General features: G+C 65.6%; 17 protein-coding genes. 9 read left to right on the top strand and 8 right to left on the bottom strand.

Annotated elements, in window-relative coordinates:
• The first annotated feature begins 563 nt into the window (after positions 1–563).
• Complete coding sequence (locus HCH03_RS13380; protein ID WP_221689890.1) at positions 564–2,477, top strand: FAD-binding protein; 1,914 nt, start codon at positions 564–566, stop codon at positions 2,475–2,477.
• Positions 2,478–2,581: 104 nt separating this feature from the next.
• Here the strand turns inward: HCH03_RS13380 and HCH03_RS13375 are convergent, their stop codons facing one another.
• From HCH03_RS13375 to HCH03_RS13355, 5 genes are all read right to left on the bottom strand, one after another.
• Entirely contained in the window at positions 2,582–4,030 is a 1,449-nt protein-coding gene (locus tag HCH03_RS13375) for a helix-turn-helix transcriptional regulator (protein ID WP_221689883.1), read from the bottom strand.
• Between the two features lie 40 nt (positions 4,031–4,070).
• Positions 4,071–4,925: a dimethyl sulfoxide reductase anchor subunit family protein gene (locus HCH03_RS13370; protein WP_221689882.1), complete on the bottom strand. Its 855-nt coding sequence runs from the start codon at positions 4,923–4,925 to the stop codon at positions 4,071–4,073.
• A 1-nt stretch (position 4,926) separates the two neighbouring features.
• The gene (locus tag HCH03_RS13365; protein WP_221689881.1) at positions 4,927–5,550 is read right to left on the bottom strand and encodes a 4Fe-4S dicluster domain-containing protein; all 624 of its coding nucleotides are present in this window, start codon (positions 5,548–5,550) and stop codon (positions 4,927–4,929) included.
• 172 nt (positions 5,551–5,722) lie between these two features.
• Positions 5,723–6,361: a 4Fe-4S dicluster domain-containing protein gene (locus HCH03_RS13360; protein WP_221689880.1), complete on the bottom strand. Its 639-nt coding sequence runs from the start codon at positions 6,359–6,361 to the stop codon at positions 5,723–5,725.
• A 15-nt stretch (positions 6,362–6,376) separates the two neighbouring features.
• On the bottom strand, positions 6,377–8,797 hold the full coding sequence (locus tag HCH03_RS13355; RefSeq protein ID WP_221689879.1) for a DMSO/selenate family reductase complex A subunit: 2,421 nt from the start codon (positions 8,795–8,797) through the stop codon (positions 6,377–6,379).
• 227 nt (positions 8,798–9,024) lie between these two features.
• Between HCH03_RS13355 and HCH03_RS13350 the strand changes: the two genes are divergently transcribed.
• From HCH03_RS13350 to HCH03_RS13340, 3 genes are all read left to right on the top strand, one after another.
• Positions 9,025–10,638, top strand: a complete 1,614-nt coding sequence (locus HCH03_RS13350; RefSeq protein ID WP_221689878.1) for a LuxR C-terminal-related transcriptional regulator — start codon at positions 9,025–9,027, stop codon at positions 10,636–10,638.
• 121 nt (positions 10,639–10,759) lie between these two features.
• Positions 10,760–12,148: an alanine racemase gene (gene alr / locus HCH03_RS13345; protein WP_221689877.1), complete on the top strand. Its 1,389-nt coding sequence runs from the start codon at positions 10,760–10,762 to the stop codon at positions 12,146–12,148.
• Positions 12,149–12,378: 230 nt separating this feature from the next.
• Entirely contained in the window at positions 12,379–13,035 is a 657-nt protein-coding gene (locus tag HCH03_RS13340) for a uracil-DNA glycosylase (protein WP_185904557.1), read from the top strand.
• Positions 13,036–13,363: 328 nt separating this feature from the next.
• Here HCH03_RS13340 and HCH03_RS13335 read toward each other — a convergent pair whose 3' ends face one another.
• On the bottom strand, positions 13,364–14,287 hold the full coding sequence (locus HCH03_RS13335; RefSeq protein WP_185904558.1) for a magnesium transporter CorA family protein: 924 nt from the start codon (positions 14,285–14,287) through the stop codon (positions 13,364–13,366).
• A 210-nt stretch (positions 14,288–14,497) separates the two neighbouring features.
• Here HCH03_RS13335 and HCH03_RS13330 point away from each other — a divergent pair, with 210 nt between their 5' ends.
• The 3 genes from HCH03_RS13330 to HCH03_RS16470 all read left to right on the top strand — a co-directional run bounded on the left by HCH03_RS13330 (position 14,498) and on the right by HCH03_RS16470 (position 18,893).
• A complete protein-coding gene (locus HCH03_RS13330; protein WP_221689876.1) occupies positions 14,498–15,376 on the top strand; it encodes a sulfide/dihydroorotate dehydrogenase-like FAD/NAD-binding protein in 879 nt (292 codons plus the stop codon).
• 1 nt (position 15,377) lies between these two features.
• A complete protein-coding gene (locus HCH03_RS13325; RefSeq protein ID WP_221689875.1) occupies positions 15,378–16,892 on the top strand; it encodes an FAD-dependent oxidoreductase in 1,515 nt (504 codons plus the stop codon).
• 444 nt (positions 16,893–17,336) lie between these two features.
• Positions 17,337–18,893 (top strand): bifunctional folylpolyglutamate synthase/dihydrofolate synthase, encoded by a 1,557-nt coding sequence (locus HCH03_RS16470; RefSeq protein WP_246600031.1) that lies wholly within the window; start codon positions 17,337–17,339, stop codon positions 18,891–18,893.
• 77 nt (positions 18,894–18,970) lie between these two features.
• Here the strand turns inward: HCH03_RS16470 and HCH03_RS13310 are convergent, their stop codons facing one another.
• Positions 18,971–19,189 carry an acyl carrier protein gene (locus HCH03_RS13310; protein WP_080143766.1) on the bottom strand — a complete coding sequence of 73 codons (219 nt, stop codon included), beginning with the start codon at positions 19,187–19,189 and terminating at the stop codon, positions 18,971–18,973.
• A 117-nt stretch (positions 19,190–19,306) separates the two neighbouring features.
• Between HCH03_RS13310 and HCH03_RS13305 the strand changes: the two genes are divergently transcribed.
• Positions 19,307–20,002, top strand: coding sequence for an SOS response-associated peptidase family protein (locus HCH03_RS13305; protein ID WP_221689874.1), 696 nt, complete (start codon positions 19,307–19,309; stop codon positions 20,000–20,002).
• Between the two features lie 83 nt (positions 20,003–20,085).
• Here the strand turns inward: HCH03_RS13305 and hpf are convergent, their stop codons facing one another.
• Positions 20,086–20,658 carry a ribosome hibernation-promoting factor, HPF/YfiA family gene (gene hpf, locus HCH03_RS13300; RefSeq protein WP_185904562.1) on the bottom strand — a complete coding sequence of 191 codons (573 nt, stop codon included), beginning with the start codon at positions 20,656–20,658 and terminating at the stop codon, positions 20,086–20,088.
• 331 nt (positions 20,659–20,989) lie between these two features.
• Here hpf and nhaA point away from each other — a divergent pair, with 331 nt between their 5' ends.
• Complete coding sequence (gene nhaA / locus HCH03_RS13295) at positions 20,990–22,789, top strand: Na+/H+ antiporter NhaA (protein WP_221689873.1); 1,800 nt, start codon at positions 20,990–20,992, stop codon at positions 22,787–22,789.
• Positions 22,790–22,821 lie beyond the last annotated feature (32 nt).

Below are 22,821 nucleotides of genomic sequence, written 5' to 3'. Positions count from 1 at the left end.
GCGTACCGAAGTACGCGTCGCCCGCGCGATCCCCACGATCTCGGGCACGAGGGCGGGCCTCGCTGACTTACTACGCCAACCTGGGCGCTCGTTTTCGCGCTTGCGCGCGAACGGCGCCACCGGCAAAAACAAGGACGTAAAAGCGTGAAAGCACGCAAAAATCAGGACGAAACCCTAGTCCTGCTCGAAGAATTCCAAGGATTCAGGGCACGCGAAAACCGTCCGTCGACGAACAGTGCTGCGCGAAGCATTGCCGAAATAGACGGAAAAACGTTGAGAAAGCATGTCCAAAGCCTCTGAATAGCTTGATTCGCAATGAGCTCGCGGCTTCGAGCGCTGCTTGCATGAGCGGTTGAGCCCGTATCGATGCCTGGCGGCTTTCGTCCAGATCAATCCTCGCCCTTTACCTGGGAAAACAACAAAATACCTCGAATCGGGTTATGCTATTACCTCGGTTTGGGGATCGTGGCAACCCTCCTTTCGGTCGTATCGTTCGGTCCATTGGGGCTTGCGGGGCCGATTGCGTCGCAAGCGATGGAACCCGTAGACCGGAGGAGGGTGCTATGAAGGAAGAGAAGGCCTGTTTGGAGCATGGCGGCATAGGGCGTCGTGATTTCTTGAAGGGCGCGCTTGGCGTGGGCGCCATGGCGGCGACGGCGGCTTTGGTGCCGGGGTGCGCGCCGCAAAGCAGCAAAGAGACGCAAGGAGGCGACGGATCGGGTTCGGCTTCGGCGTCGCAGGAAGGGACGGGCTACGTGGCCACTGCCGACTGGCTGGGCGAAAAGCCCGAAATCGACGAGGGCGATATCGTCGAGACGGTGGAATGCGACGTCGTCGTGTGCGGCGGCGGGCATGCGGGCATCCAAGCGGCTCTCGCAGCGGCGGAAGGCGGTGCCAAGGTCGCGGTGATCGAGCAGTCCCCCGAGGCTTCTCGAAAAGTAAAGGGAGAGGACGTGGGCCATGTGAACTCGCAGTTCCTCATCGACCGCGGGTTCGGCCCCTACGACGAGGGCGAGGTGGTGCAGGAGTTCTGCACGCGCGCTGCCGGGCGTGTGAACACGGAGGTTATCCGCAAATACGTGGCGAACTCGGGTGAGACGTTCGACCATATGGTCGAGCTGGTCAAATGGCCTGATGATCGCATCAGGAAGGTGTCCCAAGATCAGAGCGACCTGAGCCCGCTCGATGACAGCCAGATATGCATCCAGCAGCCGTCCCTTCGATTCGACGGCCCGGTGGAGTACCCGCTCAAGCGCGGCGGCTTCAAGACGTGGCCCTCGGTCGTGCAGTTCATGGGCACTATCAACCATGAGACGTTTGACGGGAACGCGGCCTTCTCTCGCTTGGACGAGGTGCAGCAGTTCTCCATCCTCAAAGGCAAGGACCTTGGCGTGGAATGGCATTGCGAGCAGAAAGCCGCCGTGCTCACGCAGGACGATGACGGCGCGGTGACCGGCGTTATAGCCGAAGGCAGCGACGGATACGTTAAATACGTGGCGACGAAGGGCGTCATCCTGTGCACGGGCGATTTCGCAGCCAACACGGACATGACGTGGAACCTGTTGACCGAATATCGCGAGTGGAACGAGCGGGCCGGCATGGGTCCCGAGTCGCTGATGGGCCAGACCGATTGTTACGGCGAGGGCCACAAGATGGGTTGCTGGGCCGGCGGCATGATTGAGGCGGGCCCCCGCGGCGCCATGAGCTTCGGCGGGGGCGGCTCGGGTCCGTGGGGCACGAGCCCGTTCCTCTGGTTGAACGCCGAAGGCAACCGCTTTATGAACGAGGCGGCGACGAGCACCGCCATCGCCGAAGTGATCAGGCAGCCGAGAGGCGGTATCACGGGCGTGACCGACGCCAACTGGCGCGAGACGCTGAAGTACTCGTCGCTCGACCACGGTTGCGCGAACTTCGGGCGCGAGGATTACTACACCGAGATGGAGGCCGATATGGAGGCCATCGCGGTGGACGATCCGAAGGGCGGAACCGTGCGCATGTGTACGGTGGCAGAGCGCATGGCGTGCCAGCTGTACAAAGCCTCGACGCTCGACGGCCTGGCCGACATGCTGGGGTACACGGGCGAGACGAAAAAGAATTTCCTGGCGTCAATCGAACGTTACAACGAGCTGTGCCACGCAGGGGCCGATACCGACTTCGGGAAAGACGCCTGCCTGATGACCCCCATCGAGGAAGCTCCCTTTTACGGTTACGGCAACGCGGCGCCGGGAGGCTTCGGTGGGAACAACGGCACGATGTCCATCAGCTTGGTCACGCTCTGCGGTCTGGTGACCAACGGCGATCTTCAGGTTCTCGATAAGGAAGCCAACGTCATCCCCGGGTTGTACGCCGCAGGAAACACCTTGGGCGGACGTTACGGTCTGGGTTACTCCACGCCCATAACCGGCAATTCCATCGGCATGGCCGTCACGCACGGTCGCGTGGCCGGCAAGCTCATCACCGGTCAGGAAGTGCGCTAACCGTCCATTTTTCGAAGGAAGCGGCTCCGGGCCTACCCTCCCTCCCAGCCTAGGAGCCGTCTTCGCCCGCCGCCCGCAGTCTATGCCGACTGCGGGCGGCGTTTTTATAGCGGCCGTTCGAACAGATCGAGCAGTTCTTGGCGCGAATGAACATTCGTCTTCTCGTAGATGTGCTTGATATGCACCTTCACGGTTTCCGGCGAAACGTAGAGTTCTTGGGCGATGTAGGTTGAGCTGCGCCCACGCGCCAAGAGCGTGAGCACCTCTGCCTCGCGCGGTGAGAGTCCGTTCGCCCGCACGATTCTCTCGCACTCCTCCTGGCGGATGTCGACAGGGCCGTCGACCTGGCGGGCTTCGCTTGCCCGCGCGTTGGAGCGAACGGCGCGCGTGGCGAGGGCCACCAGATAGGCCACGAACAGCGCGAGCGTGACGCTCATGGTTTGGCTTGGTTCGATGGTCTGATTGACGACGACTCCCGATGCAAGGGCAAGGCTGGCGGCTATGCCGCAGCAGCCGCACGTCGTGGGGAGGGGGACGTGCCAGCTCGCTTCGCTTTCAAGGATGATGGAGAGCGAGAGCGACGCGAAAAACGAGCAGGCGATGCCCGTGAGGCCGCCCAGCAGGTAACCGATGATTCCCGAAGGGTCCACGGTGAGGATGCAGGCGGCGAGCGGCAAGGTGATGATGATGGGCGCGAACGAGAAGCAGGCGGTTCGCAGCCTTTTCTCGCTCGGATACAGCGCTGCGATGGCCGCGATGGCGGCGGTGGCGACGATGAACCCGATGAACGTGCCCTGCGTGATGCTAGCAGAATGGGCGAACTCAAGCGCTCGCTGGGGTTCGGTCCACATGAGGCCCAGGAGGAAGAGGCAGAGCAAAGCGCCGACGAAAACGGGCCACGTGCCGCTGAAGAAGGCACCCCACGCCGTGCCTTGCTTCTCGCGGGGAGCGTCGGTTTCGCCGTGCGCGCTCGAGCGCCAAGCGCTGCGCGAAGCGAGCAGAACTGCGGCGGCAACGCAAGGGGAGAGGGCGGTCGTTGCCATCATGACGTGGGCGTTGCTGGTGGTCAACACCGCCAAGGACATGATGCTCGCAAGGCAAAGGGAGGCGGCGATCCAAAGCAGCGACGATTTGAACGAAAACGCCGAGCAGATTGCCAGCCAGCAGTAAAGCAGGGCGGCTGTGCCGATTGCGGACAGGACGGCCGACGCGCCGAGCAAAACCGGGACATTTACGCAGAGCGTTCCCGCAGCGAGCGCGGCACCGCCGGTCGCCACTATGAAGAGCGATGCCCATGCCGTTCGTCCGAGCGGCAGAGCGTGTCCCCACCGGTGCAGCGCGACAAGCGCGAGCGCCGCAGCGGCGAACATGCCGAGGAACGCGAGCATGAACGGCAGGGAGAACTCTCCCCGTTCGAACGCCGTGAGCGTGCCGCCCACGTAGTTTCCAGCCGAAACGAGCGACGCGACGGGATTGAGCAACAAGAGAGAAAAAGCAAGATGATATGGCTTCAGCGGCATCTGCGCTGGCTGTTCGAACGACGATCTCCCCATGTTCAGCCCCTCCCTTCGCGAACCTGAAGATTGTAGCGCTTTAGAACCCCACCGTCATGTGTAGCTGGTAGAACTCGACGCGGGTGACGAACACGGCGACCAGCAGCAAGAGCGCGGCCGCGCCGCTCAGGATCACGGCGGTCTGGTCGCTTGCACGGCGTCGCAGCGAGAGCGCGGCGCATGCGCAGCCGATGGCGCCGGCAAGCGCGTGGAACGCGATGGCTCCTCCGTAGTTGGGGGCGAGGACGCTGGCCACCAGCTCGTTGTTCGCCACGCCGCCCAAACTCTGCTGGTGCAGGGCGAGCACGACCGTACCGGCTGCGAGCGCGGCGACGCTTGCCGCCACCAGGGCGGCGCCTCCCCCGCGCAACGGCACGCGCGCCATATGCAGGAACAGCAACCCCAGCACGGGCCCTGCGAGCAGCGCGGAGAACCAGAGGTTGGCCGGCGCGTACCAGGTGTCCCAGGTGGGCACGGTGTCCACGGCGTAGGCGAGCGACGTGCAGGTCACGAGCGCCACGCCGGCCACGCAGGACAGCACGAGCCACGGCTTCGCCACGGCGTCGGGAAAGCGCTGCTTGAAGGCCATCATCCAGTACGACCCCACCAAAAGCAGGAAGGCCACGGCCGACAGCACCTCGTTCGACAGAGGAGAGCGCCCCACGCCCGAGAACACGTGCAGCGCGTTCGCCGGCGTTCCCAGGTGCGTCGCCGACGCGATGAACCCCACGAGCGCCACGGAGAACGGAAGCGCGATCAGGCGGTCGATGCGCACGGCGGCGTCGTGGTCGCGCGTAAGCAGGCGCGCCAGCGCCAGCACGACGAACGCGACGGTGCCTGCCGGGGCGAGCGTGGTGAACACCGCGAGGGAGAGTTCGTCGAAGCCGCTGGTCATGTTAGATCTCCTCGCGGTTCGCGATACGCCCGCCCGCTTCGGCCGCCAATGCGGCGGCGGGGGACGGGAGGATGAACAGGTTGGGCCACGTGGCGTCCTCCGCCGGAAGCGGCAGGATGGAGCGCACGGCGCCGGGATGCCGCACGACCAGCTCGGCGGGGTCGCCGTAGTCGAGCGCGCGCACGGGGCACGCTTCCACGCACACGGGGGCCAGCCCTTCGGCCAGGCGCGCGCGGCAGCCGTCGCATTTCGAGCTCTTCTTCAGGCGCTGGTCGATGAAGGGGGCGTGGTAGGGGCAGGCCATGGTGCAGTAGCCGCAGCCGATGCATTTGCGCTCGTCGGGCCACACGAGGCCCTGGTCGTCTTTGTGCATGGCCCCGGTGGGGCACACGTGCGTGCAAGCGGGGTCGCCGCAATGGTTGCAGGCGAGGGACAGGTGGTAGGCGAACACGTTTTCGGGCACGGCGGTTTCCGTGCCGGACGGCGCGTTCCAGGTGCCGCCCTCGTAGTCGATGACGCGCCGGAACGTGGCCTCGGGGCCGAGGTCGCGGTAGTCCTTGCACGCCATCTCGCAGGTCTTGCACCCGGTGCAGCGCGCGTTGTCGAAGAAGAATCCGAACGCCATGAGCAGCTCTCTGCCAACCTACCCCGTGCCCGCGCGTTTCGAGCACGGGCATCCCGCTCCAGTATACCGGAAGCGGCCGCGCCGGGGAGGGAGGGGCGCGGCCGCTTCAGAGATGGGGTGCGGATACCCGGTGCCCGTTTGCGCGCGCCGGGTATCCGCGGATGGTCAGCTGTTACGCCGGAACGTTCGTGACTTCCTTCTCGTTCACGATCATGCCCGTGGTGTCGCCGGGATCCTTGGCGGCGGGGCAGGGGTTGATGGCGATGGACGGCGTGGTCTCGTCCGGCGAGGGCATGGGGGCGATGCCGGCCACGGTGCCCTTGTGCGCCGCGCGCAGCTCCTCGATATCGCCCCACTCGAGGGCGCGCACCGGGCATGCTTCCACGCAGATGGGCTTCTGACCCGCAGCCACGCGGTCGGCACAGCCGTCGCACTTCACGCCTTTCTTCGTCTCCGCATCCAAGGTGGGCACGTTGTAGGGGCACGTGGTCACGCACACGCCCGCACCCGTGCACTTCTCTTGGTCGATATGCACGAGGCCGGTCTTGCCATCCTTTTCGATGGCGCCCGACGGGCACTTGGCCATGCACGCCGGCATGGCGCAGTGGTTGCAGGCCAACGACACGTGGTAGGCGAACGTGTCGGACGTGTAGGCACCGTCGCCCACGTCGGCCCATGAGCCGCCCTCGTAGTCGTACACCTTGCGGAACGCGATGGTCGAAGGCAGGTCCTTGTAGTCCTTGCACGCCATCTCGCAGGTCTTGCAGCCCGTGCAGCGCGCGCTGTCGAAATAGAAACCGTACTGGGTCATGGTCTGCTTCCCTCCTTACGCCTTCGCCACTTGGGCGATGATGGAATGAACGCCGTTGCCCTTTGCGAGCGGCGAGGGGCGGTACGTGGTGAGCGTGTTCACGCAGCCGCCCTTGTCAACGCGGTCGCCTTGCATGTCGGCGTCATGCCATGCGCCCTGCGGAATGCCGATGGTTCCGGGCACGATGCGGGACGTGACTTTCGCCTCGATGGTGATTTCGCCGACCGGGCTGGTGACAGAGCAGAGGTCGCCGTGGGAGATGCCGCGGCTCTCCGCGTCGAGCGGGTTGATCCACAGCTGTTGGCGGCATGCTTGGTTGAGCTCTTCGATGAAGCCGAACGAAGAGTGCGTGCGGCTTTTGTAATGGAAGCCGGAGCAGTACAGCGGGAACTCCTCGGTCACGCTGCCGTATCCCTCGTAGCCGGGAAGGAACGAAGGGATAGGGGTGATGGCGTCGCCCTCTTCGAGCTCCCATTCGGCGGCGAGCTTCTCCAGCTCTTCGGAGTATATCTCGATTTTGCCGGACGGGGTCTTGAGTGCGTTCTTCGCCGGGTCGTCGCGGAAATCCTTCAATCCCACAACGGGTTCGAGTTCGCGCTTGTACAGGCCTTGCTTCTGGATGTCGTCCCAGCTAGGCATATCGCCGTCGGCCTTCGCGCCCTCCTCGTAGAGATACTGCACCCACTCTTCCTGGGTGCGGCCTTCGGTGTAGTCGTCCTTCTTGCCGAACTTGTCCGCGATGGCGGCGTTCACGTCGTAGGAAGGACGGCACTCGCCCGGAGCCTCCTGTGCGGGTCCGCCTATGCACACGCCCAGGTAGAACTCGGAGTAGCCGTTCGTGGACATGTTGAGCTGCTCTGCGCGCATGGCGTCGGGTAGCAGGATGTCGGCGTACTTGGCCGAGTCGGTCATGACGGTGTCGGTGACCACGATGCACTCGCATTTAGTTTCGTCCTGCAGGATCTCATGGACTTTGTTGATGTCGGCATGCTGGTTTGTGATGCAGTTGCCGGCGTAGTTCCACAGGAACTTGATGCCGGTCGTGAGCTGGTCGACGCCGTGCACGCCTGCGTTCTTCGCGGTCATCTGCTCGCCGTGGTCGACGGCGTTGAGCCACTGGTAGACGTTGATGGACGCCTTGACGGGGTTCTTGCCGTTGGGGATGCCGCCCACGAGAGCGCTCGGCTCGGCTTCGCGCATGCCGGTGTTCGTGCCCGGCAAGCCCACCTTGCCCAAGAGACAGGGCAGCAGGCAGATAGCGCGGGCCGTGTTCTCGCCGTTCGTGTGGCGCTGCGGGCCCCAGCCCTGCACGACGAACGGCGCCTTAGCGGCGGCGAGCTCGGCCGCGAGCGAGCGGATGCGCTCGGCCGGGATCTGCGTGATGGGGGCGGCCCACTCGGGGGTCTTCTCCACCATGTCGTAGCCGGTGCCCATGATGTAGTCCTTGTAGGACTTGTTCTGCCCCTTGGCGGATTCGGGCATGGTCTCTTCGTCAAAGCCCACGCAGTAGGTGTGCAGGAAATCGACGTCGACCTGGTCGTTCGCGATCAGCTCATGGGCGATGGCCGCCACGAGCGCGGCGTCGGTGCCGGTGCGGATGGGAATCCACTCCTCGGGATGGCCCGAAGCCGTCTCGTTCAGACGGTAGTCGATATGGTAGATCTTCGCGCCCGCCTCGCGTACTTTGGTGAAGTCCCAAACGGCGTTCGCGCCGCCCATACGGGTGTCGGCCGGGCTGTTGCCGAACATGAGCACGAGGTCGCTCTTCTCGGCTTCGCTGGCCGACGAGGCGTACACGCTGTCGTACGGCGTGCATTCCTCGCCGTACATGTACGGCATGGCCACGCTCATCATGTTCGTGGAGTAGTCGGCGTAGCTTCCCAGATAGCCGCCCAGCACGTTCATAAGGCGAGCCGTGGTCTTTCCGGTTGCCGAGTACATGCCGGTGGCATAGTTGATGTATACGGCCTCGTTGCCGTACTTTTCGATGACGTCTTTGAGCTTCGTCGCGATGGTGTCGATGGCCTCGTCCCAGCTGATCTCCTCGAACTTGTTCTCGCCACGCTTGCCGACGCGCTTCATGGGCTTCATGAGGCGGTCGGGGTGGTTCACCCAGCGGCGCATGGAGCGGCCGCGCAGGCAGGCGCGCGCCTGCAGCCCCTCGGGCTCTCCCGTGTTGTCGGTCTCCATGTAGGCGATTTTGCCGTCCTTGACGTGCCACTGGAACACGCAGCGTCCGCCGCAGTTCACGTTGCACTGGCTCCAGACGATCTCGTCGTTGGCCGTCGCGGCGCCCCCGTCCTTCTTGGTGTCGCCCTCGCTCTTCGGCGAGCAGCCGTACAGCGCGCCTCCGGCGGCACCGGCCAGCGCGAGCCCGGCGAGCGAGCCCTTCACGAACGTGCGGCGCGACAGCGTCGCTGCTTCGTTCAATGCCATGGTTCCCTCCTTCTCTTGGTAACTCCTCCACGGCACACGGTACCAAAACCGAGGGTACGGTGATCACACTTTGCATGTGATTTAAGCGTTTTACCAGTTCAGATAAGGGTGATACCACATAGTCGGCCCCTGCCGCCTAGCGGCGTGCGCTCATCTTCCGAGCCGCTTCATACTATAATGGGTGCGCTGAACTATCGGGAGGGCGAGGCGGGGAGGGCCGAAACCACGTGAGCGGCAGCGCGGCGCATACGCACGTGTCCAGTTGGGGGTACGCGTGCTTCCTCACGGTGAACGCCACGTCCATCTGGGGCGGCGTGTTCCCGTTTCTGCCGATGGAGTTCCAGACGGCGGAGGTCACGCTCACGTTCTTCCTCGCGCAGTCGCTCGCGTTCTGGGGCGCGTTCGTGGCGAGCACCGTGGGATCGTACCGCTTTCCCCACGCCGCTCGGCGCATGATGGTGAGCCTGAGCGCGCTGCTCGTGTTCGCCGGATCGGCGTGCCTTATCGGGGCCATGTACGTCTTCGAGGCGGCGCTTGCGCTTGTGGCCGCGGGCGGCGTGCTGCTGGGTATTGGGTGCGCGGGCATGTTCATGCTGTGGCAGCGCTACTTCGCGTCGCTGCCGCCGGCCCAAGGCAACGTGCGGCTCGTGGTGGGCACGGCCATCGCCCCGTTCATCTACTTCGCGCTGTATTTGGTGCCCATCGCGCTCACGGCGTTCCTCGTACCGCTCGTGTTCGTGCCGTTGTGCGGTCTGTGCATCGCGCTTTCGGTGCGCGAGATGCGCATGGACCAACCCATGTTCGAGGATGTGCCGCGAGACCATCCGCAGGTGTACCGCCAGGTAGTGGCCGATTACTGGCGCAGCGCTCTCTGCGTGGGGTCGCTCGCGTTCGCCAGCGGTGTCATCCGCGGCATTGCGCTTTTGCATCAGGAGATCAGCCTCGTGGTGAACAGCGCGTCCATGCTGGGTTCGTTCGTGTCGGCGGCGGTGCTCTTGCTGCTGTGGCGGCGCATGAGCTTCCGCCTGGGGCTCACGTCGGTGTTTCGCGTGGTGTATCCGCTGGTCATCACCGGCTTCTTGCTGCTGCCGTTTCTGGGCGCGGGCTATTTGAACCTGTTCGCGGCGTTCACGTACATGGTGTTCTCGCTCGTGCTCATGCTCATGATGATGCAGTGCGCGCAGGTGTCGCGCGACCGAGGCATCAACCCGGTGTTCATCTACGCGTTCTTCGGCGCCGTCGTGTACCTCATGCAGGCCGTGGGCTTTCTGCTGGGGTGGGTGAGCGACTTCGTCTCGGTGGACGGGTTCGACTGGCTGTTCTTCGTGGCCATGGTGTCGAGCTACGTGCTGGGCATCACGCTGCTGGCCTCCACGGGTACTCTGTTCAAGGCGGTGGCGTCCAAAGGAACCGTCACGGCGGATCCCATCGAGTTTTTGCCCCTCGACTCGACGCGCGCGCCGCGCATCGAGCACTACGCCGTGCGGATGCCCAAGGGATCGCCCGACGCTGCGGGCGAGGGCGGGGGCGCGAATGCTGCCCCGTCCGTCAAGCCGTTGCCGAAGAAGCGCCGCAACCGGCCTTCCGCCTCGGACGACGCCGGCACCATCCGCGACCGCACGTCCAAGCAGTGCCGCGATTTGCAGGAGGCCTACGGCCTGTCCACGCGCGAGACCGAGGTCATGGAGCTCATCGCGCGCGGCAACAGCATGGCGAGCATAGCCGAGCGGCTGGTGATCAGCGAGAACACCGTGCGCACCCACGCGAAGCACATCTACACGAAACTCGACATCCACAAGCGCCAGGAGCTGCTGGACATGTTGCACGATCCGGAGGGATGACGGTTGTCGAAACCATCGTCGCGGAAGCCCTGCAGGTTCCGTTGGCGGACGGGCCGACGGAACCCGTCAGTGCTATACTGGTGCGCGAAAAGAACGGGCGACGAGCGAGGACGACTTCAGCATGACGGCACAAGACCTACCGAACGGATTCACCGGATTCGCGAACCGCAAGCCGGGCTTCGAGCCGGCCAGCGCCAGCGTGGGACACACGCCGGTGGGCGGCTACACCACAGCGGGCGGAGCCGCGCTGGCGGGCGTGCCGGCTTCGTACGGCAGCGGCGCGCAGGGAGCTTTCCAGTACGCGCGCGACCACGCGCGGCCCGACGCGGGCGCGGCGAACTTCGACCCCGACAAGCTGCGCCTCATTCCGGCCGTCGACCGTCGCTGGGCGTGGACCGAGATCGACCTGAACGCCGTGCGCCACAACATGACCGCGCTCAAGCAACACGTGGGGCACGGCGTGCGCGTCATGGCCGTGGTGAAGGCCGACGGCTACGGGCACGGAGCCGTGCGCTGCGCGAAGACGGCGCTGAACTCCGGCGCCGACTATCTGGGCGTAGCCACAGTGAACGAGGCCATCGAACTGCGCGAGGCGTTGGTGAATGCCCCCATACTCGTGCTTTCGCAGCCTCCCGACGAGGCCATTCCCCTGCTGCTGGCCTACAAGGTCATGCCGAGCGTCTACACGCCCGACTTCGCCATCCGCTACGCCGAGGCGGCCGACGCCTACGGTATCCGCGCTCCGTACCATCTGGCCGTGAACACGGGCATGAACCGCATCGGCGTGCGCCACGACGAGGTGGTGGAGTTCCTGTCGCAGGTGAGCTTCCATCGTGCGCTCGACCTCGTGGGAACGTTCACCCATTTCGCCACCGCCGACGCGGCCGAGACGCTGGACTTCCACATCCAGACGAAGCGCTTTTTGGAGGCCATCCAGGCCATGCGGGTGGCCGGCGTCGATCCCGGCATCATCCACGCGGCGAACTCGGCCGCCACCATCCGCTACCCCGACGTGCATTTCGACATGGTGCGTCCCGGCATCGCGCTCTACGGCTTGCATCCGTGCTCGGAGACGCGCACCATGATAGACCTGAGGCCCGCCCTGAGCGTGCATGCGCGCGTGACCGACACGCGGCTCGTGCCCATGAGCGAGGGCGTGAGCTACGGCATGAACTACCGAAGCCCCGGCAGCGTGAAGATATGCACCATCCCCGTGGGCTACGCCGACGGCCTGCGTCGCGGGTTGTCGGGCCGCACGGACTTCATTGTGGCCGGCCAGCGGTTCCGCCAAGTGGGCAACATCTGCATGGACCAGTGCATGTTCGAGGTGGACATGCGCATCTACGGAACGCGCCGCCGCATCGATCCGCAGATCGGCGACGAGGTGATCCTTGTGGGCCGTCAGGGCGACTCGGTGGTCACGCTCGACGACATGGCGAACACGCTGGGTACGATCCACTACGAGCTGGCCATCGGCTTCGCGCAAAGGATGCCGCGGGTGTACGTGTAGGGAGACTCGCCTTGGGGCGGCTTTCTTGATCGAGGTGGTTCCTTTCGCCGGGAGCTTCGTAGGGGCGCTCTCCAGAGCGCCCGCTCGCGCGGAGCGCGAGAACGCGGCCCTCGGTTGCTTTTCCGGCTTCGCCGGAACGGGCGCTCTGGAGAGCGCCCCTACGAAAGGCCCGGTGTCGAGAGGCGTTTCGGCGTCGGGGAAGGTTGATCGATCGTTGAAGGGGGAGGCACATGCCCAAGCCGCACATTCCGTTGGAGGACATCCGCGCGCAGGTTGAAGGCTGTCGCAAGTGCACGTTGGCCGACGGGCGCACGCAGACGGTGTTCGGGGTGGGCAACCCCTCCGCGCGCGTGCTCATCGTGGGCGAGGCCCCGGGCAAGAACGAGGATCTGCAGGGCGAGCCGTTCGTGGGCAAGGCGGGCCAGTACCTGAACGAGCTGCTGTCCATCGCGGGCCTCGCACGCGAGGACGTGTTCATCGCGAACGTGCTGAAGTGCCGCCCACCCGGAAACCGCGACCCGCGTCCGGAGGAGATCGAGCTCTGCACGCCGTATCTGCGCGAGCAGACGCGCACCATCGACCCCGAGTTCATCGTGACGCTGGGCAACTTCTCCACGAAGTTCATCCTGAAGACCGAGATCGGCATCACGCGCCTGCACGGCACGCTGCAACGCGCCGGCAAGTTCAAGGTGTTCCCCATCTTCCACCCGGCCGCCGCCATCTACGACGGCTCGAAGCGCGAGGCTTTGGAGAACGACTTCGCCACGCTGGGCGAGCTTCTTCGCGCGAGTGACGCCGAGCAGGCTGCGAGCAAGGCCGAACAGGTTGCGAACGAGGCCGCCAAAGCCGCCGAGCCTCCCCAGGTGGAGCAGCCGCCGCTGCTGTAGCACGCGACGGAGTCGCCGGGAAGTGCTCGGCTATTAAACCAAAATTGGCACATGCCCGCTCGTCTCTGCGGGGCGTCAGATCGCCGTCGGGCGCTCCGCAGAGACGCGTCAATGGCGATTTAACAGCGGAGAACGTGCGCGCTGCACAAAAATTGCCGATGCCCCCCTTGAGGGTACCCTCAAGCCATGCTTTCCTGCCGTGAGCACGATTTGCGACCTGGGAAAACTCTTGCTTTGGGCGTTGGGCTGCGGGTCGTGTGGCCTGCTCTCGCATTCTGGGAGGGGGACGTCGGCGAACCGGGGCAGAGCCGCTCGGCGCGGCGCGCCCTTACAGCCACTTCTTGCGCTTGAAGATGACCAGCTCCACTGCCACGATGACCACGCAGAGCACGATCATGGCGGGGTAGCCCCATTCCCAATCCAGGCCGGGCATGTTCGCGAAGTTCATGCCGAACCAGCTGGTGATGAGCGTGAGCGGGGCGAAGAGCGTCGTGATGACCGTGAACCATTGCATGGTCTCGTTCTGCTGGATGTCTATCTGCGTCTGGTAGAGCTCGCGCAGCTGCAGGCTGTATTCTTTGAGCGTTTGCGAGCGCTTGAGCAGGCGTTCCACGTTTTTCTCCAACGACTGGAACAGACGGCTCTCTTCGTGGCTGAGCAGCTTGTTCTCGTTGTCGCCCAGCGTTCCCGCCATGTCGACGAGCTGCTGGTAGAACGTGTCGATGCGCAGAAGCCTGCGACGGAAGCCCAGCATTTTGCGGTTCGCCACGTTGCCGCAGCGATCGAGGATCTGCTCTTCCACGTCTTCCATGCGGTCTTCGACGTCGGCGAGGAACACTAGATCGTCCTTCACGAGGAGCTTCATGAACTCGAACAGGCAGTGTGCCACGGTGGGCCGCTTCACCACCTGCTGCTGCGCTATGACGTCGAGCAGCTTGACGCACGTGTCGCGCTCGTCGATGAAGACGAGGTGCCGCTTGTCCAGATAAAAGGCGAAGCAGAGCGGATCGCTGAGCACATGGTGCTTGTCGGGCACGGCGAAGGACCCGATGAGGCTTTCGGGGTACACGTCGAGGTACGTGTTCTCCACAGTGGAAAGGGCGCGCAGGGCGTCTTGCAGCTCGGCATCGCCCAGCCCGAGCGAGGCGAATTCTTCCGAGGAGATGACCTCGACCACCTGGTCGTCGGGCTTCACGGGCTCGTTCAGCGCAACGGGCGTCAGATGCGGGCGAAACAGGTACTTTTTTGCCATGCTGCCCCCTCTGCTCGTCTTTCGCCGCCTGCTCGATTATAGGGTTGCTCCGCAAGCAGGTGGTTTTCCTGCCCTTAACCGCTTGGAAACACGTTCGAAACATGGAGGCGGACGGCATGTTGCTATAATGTCGGCCATACTTCTATGGGAAGCGGCACCGTGCATCGTCCGGTGCTGCTTCTGTATCTGAGACGAGAGAGGGCAAAAGCCGTGTATCCCATCGAACGAGTGGAACCGCTCAACGCGGAGGTGACCCGCATGGTGGTGCGCGCGCCCGAGATCGCGCGCAAGATCAAGCCGGGCCAGTTCATCATGCTGCGCATCGACGAAGTGGGCGAGCGCATCCCGCTGACCATGAACGATTGCGACCCGGAGGCGGGCACCGTCACCATCGTGTTCCAGGCGGTGGGCGCCACCACGATGCGCTTGGCGAAGATGAAGGAGGGCGACGCGCTGCTGGACTTCGCAGGCCCGCTGGGCAACCCCACGGAGCTCGAGGGCGCCAAGCGCGCGTGCGTCATCGGCGGCGGCCTGGGAACGGCCATCGCGTACCCGCAGGCCAAATGGCTCTACGAGTACGGTGCGGAAGTGGACGTCATAACGGGCTTCCGCAACGTGGACCTGGTGCTGCTGGAAGACGAGATCAACGCGTGCTCCACGCGGCAGATCATCATGACCGACGACGGTTCCAACGGCAACAAGGGCCTGGTCACCCAAGCGCTGCAGCAGCGCATCGACGAGGGCGCGGACTACGACCTGGTGCTGGCCGTGGGCCCCGTCATCATGATGAAGTTCGTGGCCGCCACCACGAAGCCCTACGGCATCAAGACGCTCGTGAGCATGAACCCGCTCATGATCGACGGCACCGGCATGTGCGGCGGCTGCCGCGTGAAGGTGGGCGACGAGTACCTGCACGCTTGCGTGGACGGGCCGGACTTCGACGGGCATCTGGTGGACTTCGACGACGCCATGCGGCGCGGTGTGATGTACCGCAGCTTCGAGAGCGCCGCGCGCGACGCGGCCGAAGGGCGCGACTGCAACGGCGGGGCTGCGGTGGCGGCGGCCGACGGCGAGCGGAAGGGGGCGTAGCATGGCGACCAGCTACGAGGTGAACCGGCAGAAGGAAAAGACGCCCATGCCCGAGCTCGACCCGGTCGAGCGCGCACGGACGTTCGAGGAGGTGGCGCTCGGCTACGCGGCCGAGGACGCCGTCAACGAGGCACGCCGCTGCATCCAGTGCCCCAAGTCGCCCTGCGTGCACGGCTGCCCCGTGGGCGTGCCTATCCCGCAGTTCGTCGCGCAGGTGGCCGAAGGCGACTTCGGCGCGGCGTACGCGCTGGTGAAGGAGGCGAACGCGCTGCCCGCCATCTGCGGTCGCGTGTGCCCGCAGGAGTCGCAGTGCGAGGGCGTGTGCACGCGCGGCAAGAACGGCGAGCCGGTTGGCATCGGGCGCTTGGAGCGCTTCGTGGCCGATTGGGCGTTCGAGCATCCGGAAGAGGCCGCAAAGGCCGCCGCCGCGCTCGCGGAGCGACGGGCCGAAGAGGCGGCGGCCGTAGGCGAGACGCCGGCCGAGGCCGTTGCCGCCGACGAGCCCGACGAGATCGTGGTTCCCGACGTCGACCTGTCCGGGAAGCGCGTTGCCGTGGTGGGTTCGGGTCCGGCATCGCTCACGTGCGCGGGCGAGCTGGCGAAGCGCGGCTGCGACGTGACGGTGTTCGAGGCGCTGCACAAGGTGGGCGGCGTGCTGACCTATGGCATTCCCGAGTTCCGCCTGCCGAAGGACCTCGTGGCGCGCGAAGTGGAGGCCCTTGGCGAAAGCGGCGTGTCGTTCGAGACGAACGCGCTGGTGGGCAAGCTGTACGACATCGACGAGCTCATGGACGAGCGCGGCTTCGACGCCGTGTTCGTGGGCACGGGCGCCGGCATCCCCAGCTATCTGGGCATCGAGGGCGAGGGCCTGAACGGCGTCATGGCGGCCAGCGAGCTGCTGACGCGCGTGAACCTCATGAAGGCCTACCTGTTCCCCGAGTACGACACGCCGGTGTACGCGGGCAAGCACTGCGTGGTGGTGGGCGGCGGCAACGTGGCCATGGACGCGGCCCGCACCGCCAAGCGCCTGGGGGCCGACGTCACCGTGGTGTATCGCCGCGGTCGCGAGGAGATGCCCGCACGCGCCGAGGAAGTGCACCATGCCGAGCAGGAGGGCATCGAGTTCCAGCTGCTCACGAACCCCGTGCGCATCTTGGGCGACGACAAGGGCTGGACGTGCGGCGTGGAATGCGTGCGCATGGAGTTGGGCGAGCCCGACGCCAGCGGGCGTCGGCGACCCGTGGCCGTGGAGGGCAGCGAGTTCGTCGTCGACATCGATATGCTGGTGGTGGCCGCCGGCTCGAAGACGAACCCGCTCATCGCGAAAACCACGCCGGGCTTGGAAACGACGTCGCGCAACCTCATCGTGGCCGACGAGCGCACCTGCGCCACGTCGAAGCCGGGCGTGTTCGCCGGCGGCGACGCGGTCATCGGCGCGGCGACGGTGATCCTGGCGATGGGCGCCGGCAAGCGCGCCGCGGCTGGCATCGCAGAATATCTGGTTCCGAAGGCCTAACGGCCTTCGGAACCAGCCGACGCTGCGGCCGTCCGTGGCACCCGATCTCGCGGCGATGCCGAGGGCTCGTGTACCGAAGTACGCTTCGCCCTCGCCATCCCCACGATCTCGGGCACCACGGACGCCCTCGCTGACTTACTAGCGCCAACCTGGGCGGTTGTTTTCGCGCTGGCGCGCGAAGCGCAGGTTGCTTCGCTCCTGCGCGACTCGACCCGTGTGGTTGTTTTCGCGCCGGGGGCGCGAACGGTTGCCCGTAGGGGCGGCCTGCTGGCCGACCTTCGCCGAAAAGCTTGGAGGAAGCCAGTCGTGCGGCGAGCGCATCGTCGGGTCGCGCCTCGCACGTGCGCTCGCCGCTCGGTTTCAGTACCCGTAGCCGCTCGCACCGGGCGGCCAGCAGGCCGCCCCTACGGGCAACCGACGAACGTGGAGCGAAAGGAAACCAGTATGGCATTCGACCCTATCGCGTACATCAACGAGCCGCGGTGGCAGGAGTCGCGGCTGGGGCTCGACCGCATCCGCGAGTTGCTCGAGCGTATGGGGCGGCCGCAGGACCGGCTGAGGTTCGTGCACGTGGCGGGCACGAACGGCAAGGGGTCGACGTGCGCCTACCTCGCGTCCATCCTTCAGGCGGCGGGCTATCGAACCGGGCTGTTCACGAGCCCCTTCATCGAGGCGTTCGAGGAGCGCATCCGCGTGGACGGGCGCAACATCTCGACCGACGAGCTCATGGCGGCGACCTTGGCCGTGCGCCAGCATGCCGAGACCATGGCGGCTGAAACCGGCGACCATCCCACCGAGTTCGAGCTCATGACCGCCGTGGCGCTGGAGCATTTCGCGCGTTGCGCCTGCGACATCGTGGTGCTGGAAGTGGGGCTGGGCGGCCGCTTGGACTCCACGAACGTCATCGACGCGCCCGAGGCGACCGTCATAGCGCGCATAGGGTTGGACCACACGAAGCTGCTGGGCAACACGCTCGCCGCCATCGCGGGCGAGAAGGCGGGCATCGTGAAGGACGCCGCGCCCGTGGTGTCGTGGCCGCAAGAGCCCGAGGCCATGGCCGTGGTCGAAAAAGCCGCTCGCGCTCATGGCTCGACGCTCGTCGTGCCGGACTTCTCCCAATTGGAGGTGGATCCGGTGGAATGGCAATCCTGTCATCCCGAGCAGACCGCCGAAACGCTTGACCCCTGTCATTCCGAGCAGACCGCCGAAACGCTTGACTCCTGTCATCCTGAGCGGAGCGAAGCGGAGTCGAAGGATCCCGCGCGGTGCCAACGGAAAGCTGTTCCGGCCGTCGCCACCGGGGATCCTTCGGCTCCGGCGCTGCGCACCTCCGCTCGGGATGACGAAAAGCGGGAGCCGCCCACCCCTGTTGGGGACGACGGCCTGCGATCTGTCACGCTCGCACGCCCGTTCTCCTATCGGGGTCGTGCGTACCGCACGCGGTTGCTGGGAAGCTACCAGCCGGCGAACGCGGCGCTCGCCCTCGAGACGGTAAACGTGCTGCGCGAACGCGGCTGGAGCGTTTCCGACGAGGCGGAGCGGGCCGGGGTGGAGCGGGCGCAATGGCCCGGTAGGTTCGAGATCGTCGACGCGGGCGAGGGCCGTCCCACCGTGGTGGTGGACGGAGGGCACAACCCGCAGGGGGCCCGCGCGCTCGCAGAGTCGCTTGACGACGTGTTTCCCGGCGTCAAGCCGGTGTTCATCGTGGGCGTGCTGGAGGACAAGGACTACCCGGTCATGCTCGAGGCCATCCTGCCGCACGGTAGCGGCTTCGTCGCCGTGACCCCGGACAACCCGCGCGCGCTGCCGGCCGACAAGCTGGCGCGGGCCATCCGTTGGACCGGCCAGGATCTGTTGGGCTGCTCGGCGTGCGTGAACCCCTACGTCGCGCGCGACATGGCCGACGCCGTCGCGCGCGCCCGCGAGCTCGCCGGTCCGGAGGGCCTGGTGTGCGCCTTCGGCAGCCTGTACTCGGTGGCCGCCCTCAAGGCCGCGTTGTAGAGAATCGCAATCAACGAAACGGCGGTTTCGGCGCAGTGCCTTTTCCCTGTCGGGACCGGCGTGCTACGATGGCCGGGCTAGAGGGAGTCGATGTAGGAGACGAGGTCGCCTACGGTGTTGAGCCCCTCGGGCTCGCCGAAGTCCACCTCGCAGGCTTCCTCGAGATCGCAGATGAGCTCAACCATGTCGAGCGAGTCGATGCCGAGGGATTCGAACGTGGACGCCTCGGTGACGGTGTCGGGATCGATGTCGAGATTCTCCTGCAGGATGTTCGTGATGGTGTCGATGGTGGCCATGGGCCTTCCTTTCTTCGGAAAACGTCGGCACCCATGGTAGCAGACGCGGGCGCGGCGTGCAGCCCTGCGCGGCAAAGGTGGCGCGTCGTGTGCCCGGCGCAGGACGAAGGAGGCGGTATGTGCGGACGGTTCACCATGATCCCTCGCGAGGCGGTGGAGCGCATCGTGCGTGAGGTGGAGGCGGGCCTGCCCATCGGCGAGGACGAAGTGCCGGTGCAGCCCGAACGGCCCGTCGCGCCGCGTCAGCTCGGCCTGTTCGACGCCCAGGAAGACGTGCCGCTTCTTCACGAACCCTCTTCGTTGCCGGCTGCCGGCGCGGACGCGTTTCCCGGCGCTCGCGTGTCCGTGGTGGTGCCCGGCTTCGATGCAGGACGCCTTGCTGTCGCCGACTTGAACTGGGGCTATCCCGTCACTTGGTCGAAGCGCCCGGTGTTCAACACGCGCGTGGACACCGCCACCGGTCCGCGCGGCGAGATGTGGCGCGAGTCGCTCGCGCGCCGGCGTTGCGCGGTGCCGACGTTGGGGTTCTTCGAGCCCCACAAAACCGTGCGCTCCGTGAGCCCCAAGACGGGCCGCGAGGTGAAGGCCCAATGCGCGTTCACCCTGCCGGAAAGCCCGGTCACGTTCCTCGCGGGCATATACGAGGACGACCACTTCTCCATCATGACCTGCGAGCCGAACCGCTGGGTGAACGACGTGCACGACCGCATGCCGCTCGTGCTGCGTCCCTCCGAGCTGGAAGCGTGGCTCGGCCCGCGCTACGCGGACCTGTTCGACCGCCGCGACGTGGAGCTGGCTTGCCGCATGGCTTGAGCGCCCAACGAAGAAGCGGCCCCGCCTTACCATAAAGAAGCGGCCCCGGAGGGCCGCTTCCCAAGCGCGGTTTCGAGGCGCGCTTACTCTTCCGTCTGCTTGAGCAGGCCGTAGCCGCCGTCGTCGCGACGGTACAGCACGTTCACCATGCTGGTGTCGCGGTCGGTGTAGGCGAAGAAGTCGTGGCCCAGCAGGTCGATCTTCACCAGGGCCTCCTCCTCGGTCAGCGGCTCGAACTCGATCTCCTTCACGCGCACGACCTCTTCGTCGGCCGTGAGCTCCTCCATGAGCTGGTCGAGGTCCTTGGCAGGCACGGGCTCGGTGCGGATGGTCTCGTCCACGGCGCGCAGCTTGCGGTCGATGACCTTCGTCTTGTACTTGCGCAGCTGGCGAACCACCTTCGCGGCGGCCACGTCGATGGCGGCGTACATGTCCTCTTCGCATTCCTCCACGCGGATGATGTGGCCCTTCGTGCGCAGCGTGACCTCGCAGCAGGCGGGGCGGGGGTTCGCGGGGTTCTTCTCGACGTACAGAACGACCTCGGCAACCAGCGGGTCGATATCCATGACCTTCATGGAGTTGCCGATCTTCTCTTCGGCGTATTGACGCAGTGCATCGGTTACGGGCATTTTGCGTCCGGCTACGGTAATGCTCATAGCACTCACCTCTTACCTCGTGGCGAATAAAAAACAGCCTGGCTTCAGAACCCCGTACCTGGTCATGCGGGCGGAAACCGATATGCCGCTCATGCAAGACCCAAGCCGACTCCTAACGCCTAAGCTGATGGGTACAGCATAGCGCAAAACACCGGGTTGCGGCAGGGTATTTTCGAGCCGTTGAGAAAACGGCGCAGAGAACGGCATCGCTGCCTTGAAGAGAATGCGCTACGTTGTGAAATCGGGTTGGAAACGGGTGGCGGGCGAGCGGGGTGCGAGGGTGTATAAGGGATAATGCAGTCTTTAGGTTTTGTTAACAGATAGGGCGGACATGTCATCCACACCGACCAAAGAGCAGAAGCTGTTCATCAACGAGGTGCAGGGCCACCAGGCGCGCTACCGCAAGCTCATCCAGTTCACGCACTCCTCGACGAAGGCCGCGGGCGCCATGCTCGTGGCGGCCGTCGTGGCGCTTATCGTGGCGAACACGGGGGCGTACGAGGCGTTCCTGGAATTCTGGCACACGGAGGTGGGCGTGTTCTTCGGCGACGAGCTTGCTGGCCTGTCGCTCGGGCACGTCATCAACGACCTGTTCATGGCCGTGTTCTTCCTATTGGTGGGTCTGGAGGTGAAGTACGAGCTCACGGTGGGCGAGCTCACGAACATCCGCCAGGCGCTGCTGCCCATCGTGGCGGCCGTGGGCGGCGTGCTGGCGCCCATCGGCATCTACCTGGCGTTCAACGCCACGAACCCGGAAACGGCGCACGGCTGGGGCGTGCCCACGGCCACCGACATCGCGTTCGCGTTGGGCATCCTGGCGCTTTTGGGCAACCGCGTGCCGAACGGCGTGCGCGTGTTCTTGAGCACGCTCGCGGTGGCCGACGACATCATAGCCATCCTGGTCATCGCCATCTTCTACGGACACAGCCCGTCGCTGCCGTGGCTGGCCGCCGCGGCCGTGGTGCTGTTCGTGCTCGTGCTCATGAACCGCAACCACATCTACTCGCTCATCCCGTACCTGCTGGTGGGCGTGGTGCTGTGGTACTGCGTGTACATGTCGGGCGTGCACGCCACCATCGCCGGCGTGCTGCTGGCGTTCACCATCCCGTCGGGGTCGCGCGTGAACATCAAGAGCTTCCTCACGTGGTCGGGCGACAAGGTGCGCGAGGCGCGCGCCGCGTTCGAGCCCGAGACGCCCGTCATCGCGCAGGGCGACTACATCGAAACGGTGCAGGACTTGAGCCGCGTGGCGCGCCAGGTGGTGCCGCCGGCAACGCGCCTTGAGCACCGGCTGTACCCGTGGGTGTACTTCGGCATCCTGCCGCTGTTCGCCCTCACGAACGCCGACGTGAGCTTCTTGGGCGCGGACGTGGGCGCCATGCTCTCCAGCCCGGTGCTCTACGGCGTGCTGCTGGGCCTGTTGGTGGGCAAGCCGCTGGGCATCATGCTGTTCAGCTTCGCCGTGGTGAAGACGAAGCTGGCGTCGCTGCCCGAGAACGTGAACTGGGGCCACATGCTGGGCGCCAGCATCCTGGGCGGCGTGGGCTTCACCATGGCCATCTTCGTGGCGAACCTGGCGTTCCCCGACGAGGGCCTGGTGGCCACCGCGAAGCTGGGCATTCTGGCGGCGTCGCTTCTGGCCGGCGTGCTGGGCTTCGTGCTGCTGTTCCTGCAGGCGAAGGCGGCGCAGAAGCGCGGCGTGGCGTACCTCTCGGCCAGCGGCGACGACATCGCGCGCCAGACGGCGGGCGACGAGGCGGCGCGCGAGTCCGAGGAGCTGCTGCGCGATCTGGAGGATCCGGCTATCAAAGAGGAGCTCGAAGCCGCGAAGAAGCGCGGCGGCGTGTTCGAGATCGCCGTGGACCTGGGTCCCACCGGTCTTCTGGGCGGGGGCTCCATCGGGGACGTGCGCGAGGCTGTGCGCAACGAGGTGGTGCGCGTGCTGCGCGAGGAAGGCCAGGACGACCTGCTGGAGAAGGTGCAGGAGGAGTTCGACGGAAACGCCGCCCGCCCGCCGCTCGAGAGCGTGCAGGAAACGCTGCTGCGCGAGCGCGGGGAGGACGCGCTCAAGGACGCGCTCGTGCGCGAGGACGAGGACGTCACGGGCATGAGCGGCGACGAGAAGAAATAGCGGGGCGCTCCGAGCGCATGGCTTCTGCGTGA

The sequence above is a fragment of the Gordonibacter massiliensis (ex Traore et al. 2017) genome (genome assembly GCF_019731765.1).
Classification (GTDB): domain Bacteria; phylum Actinomycetota; class Coriobacteriia; order Coriobacteriales; family Eggerthellaceae; genus Gordonibacter; species Gordonibacter massiliensis.
The sequence above is the reverse complement of the archived record's forward strand: the minus strand, read 5'-3'. Positions and strand labels throughout refer to the sequence as shown.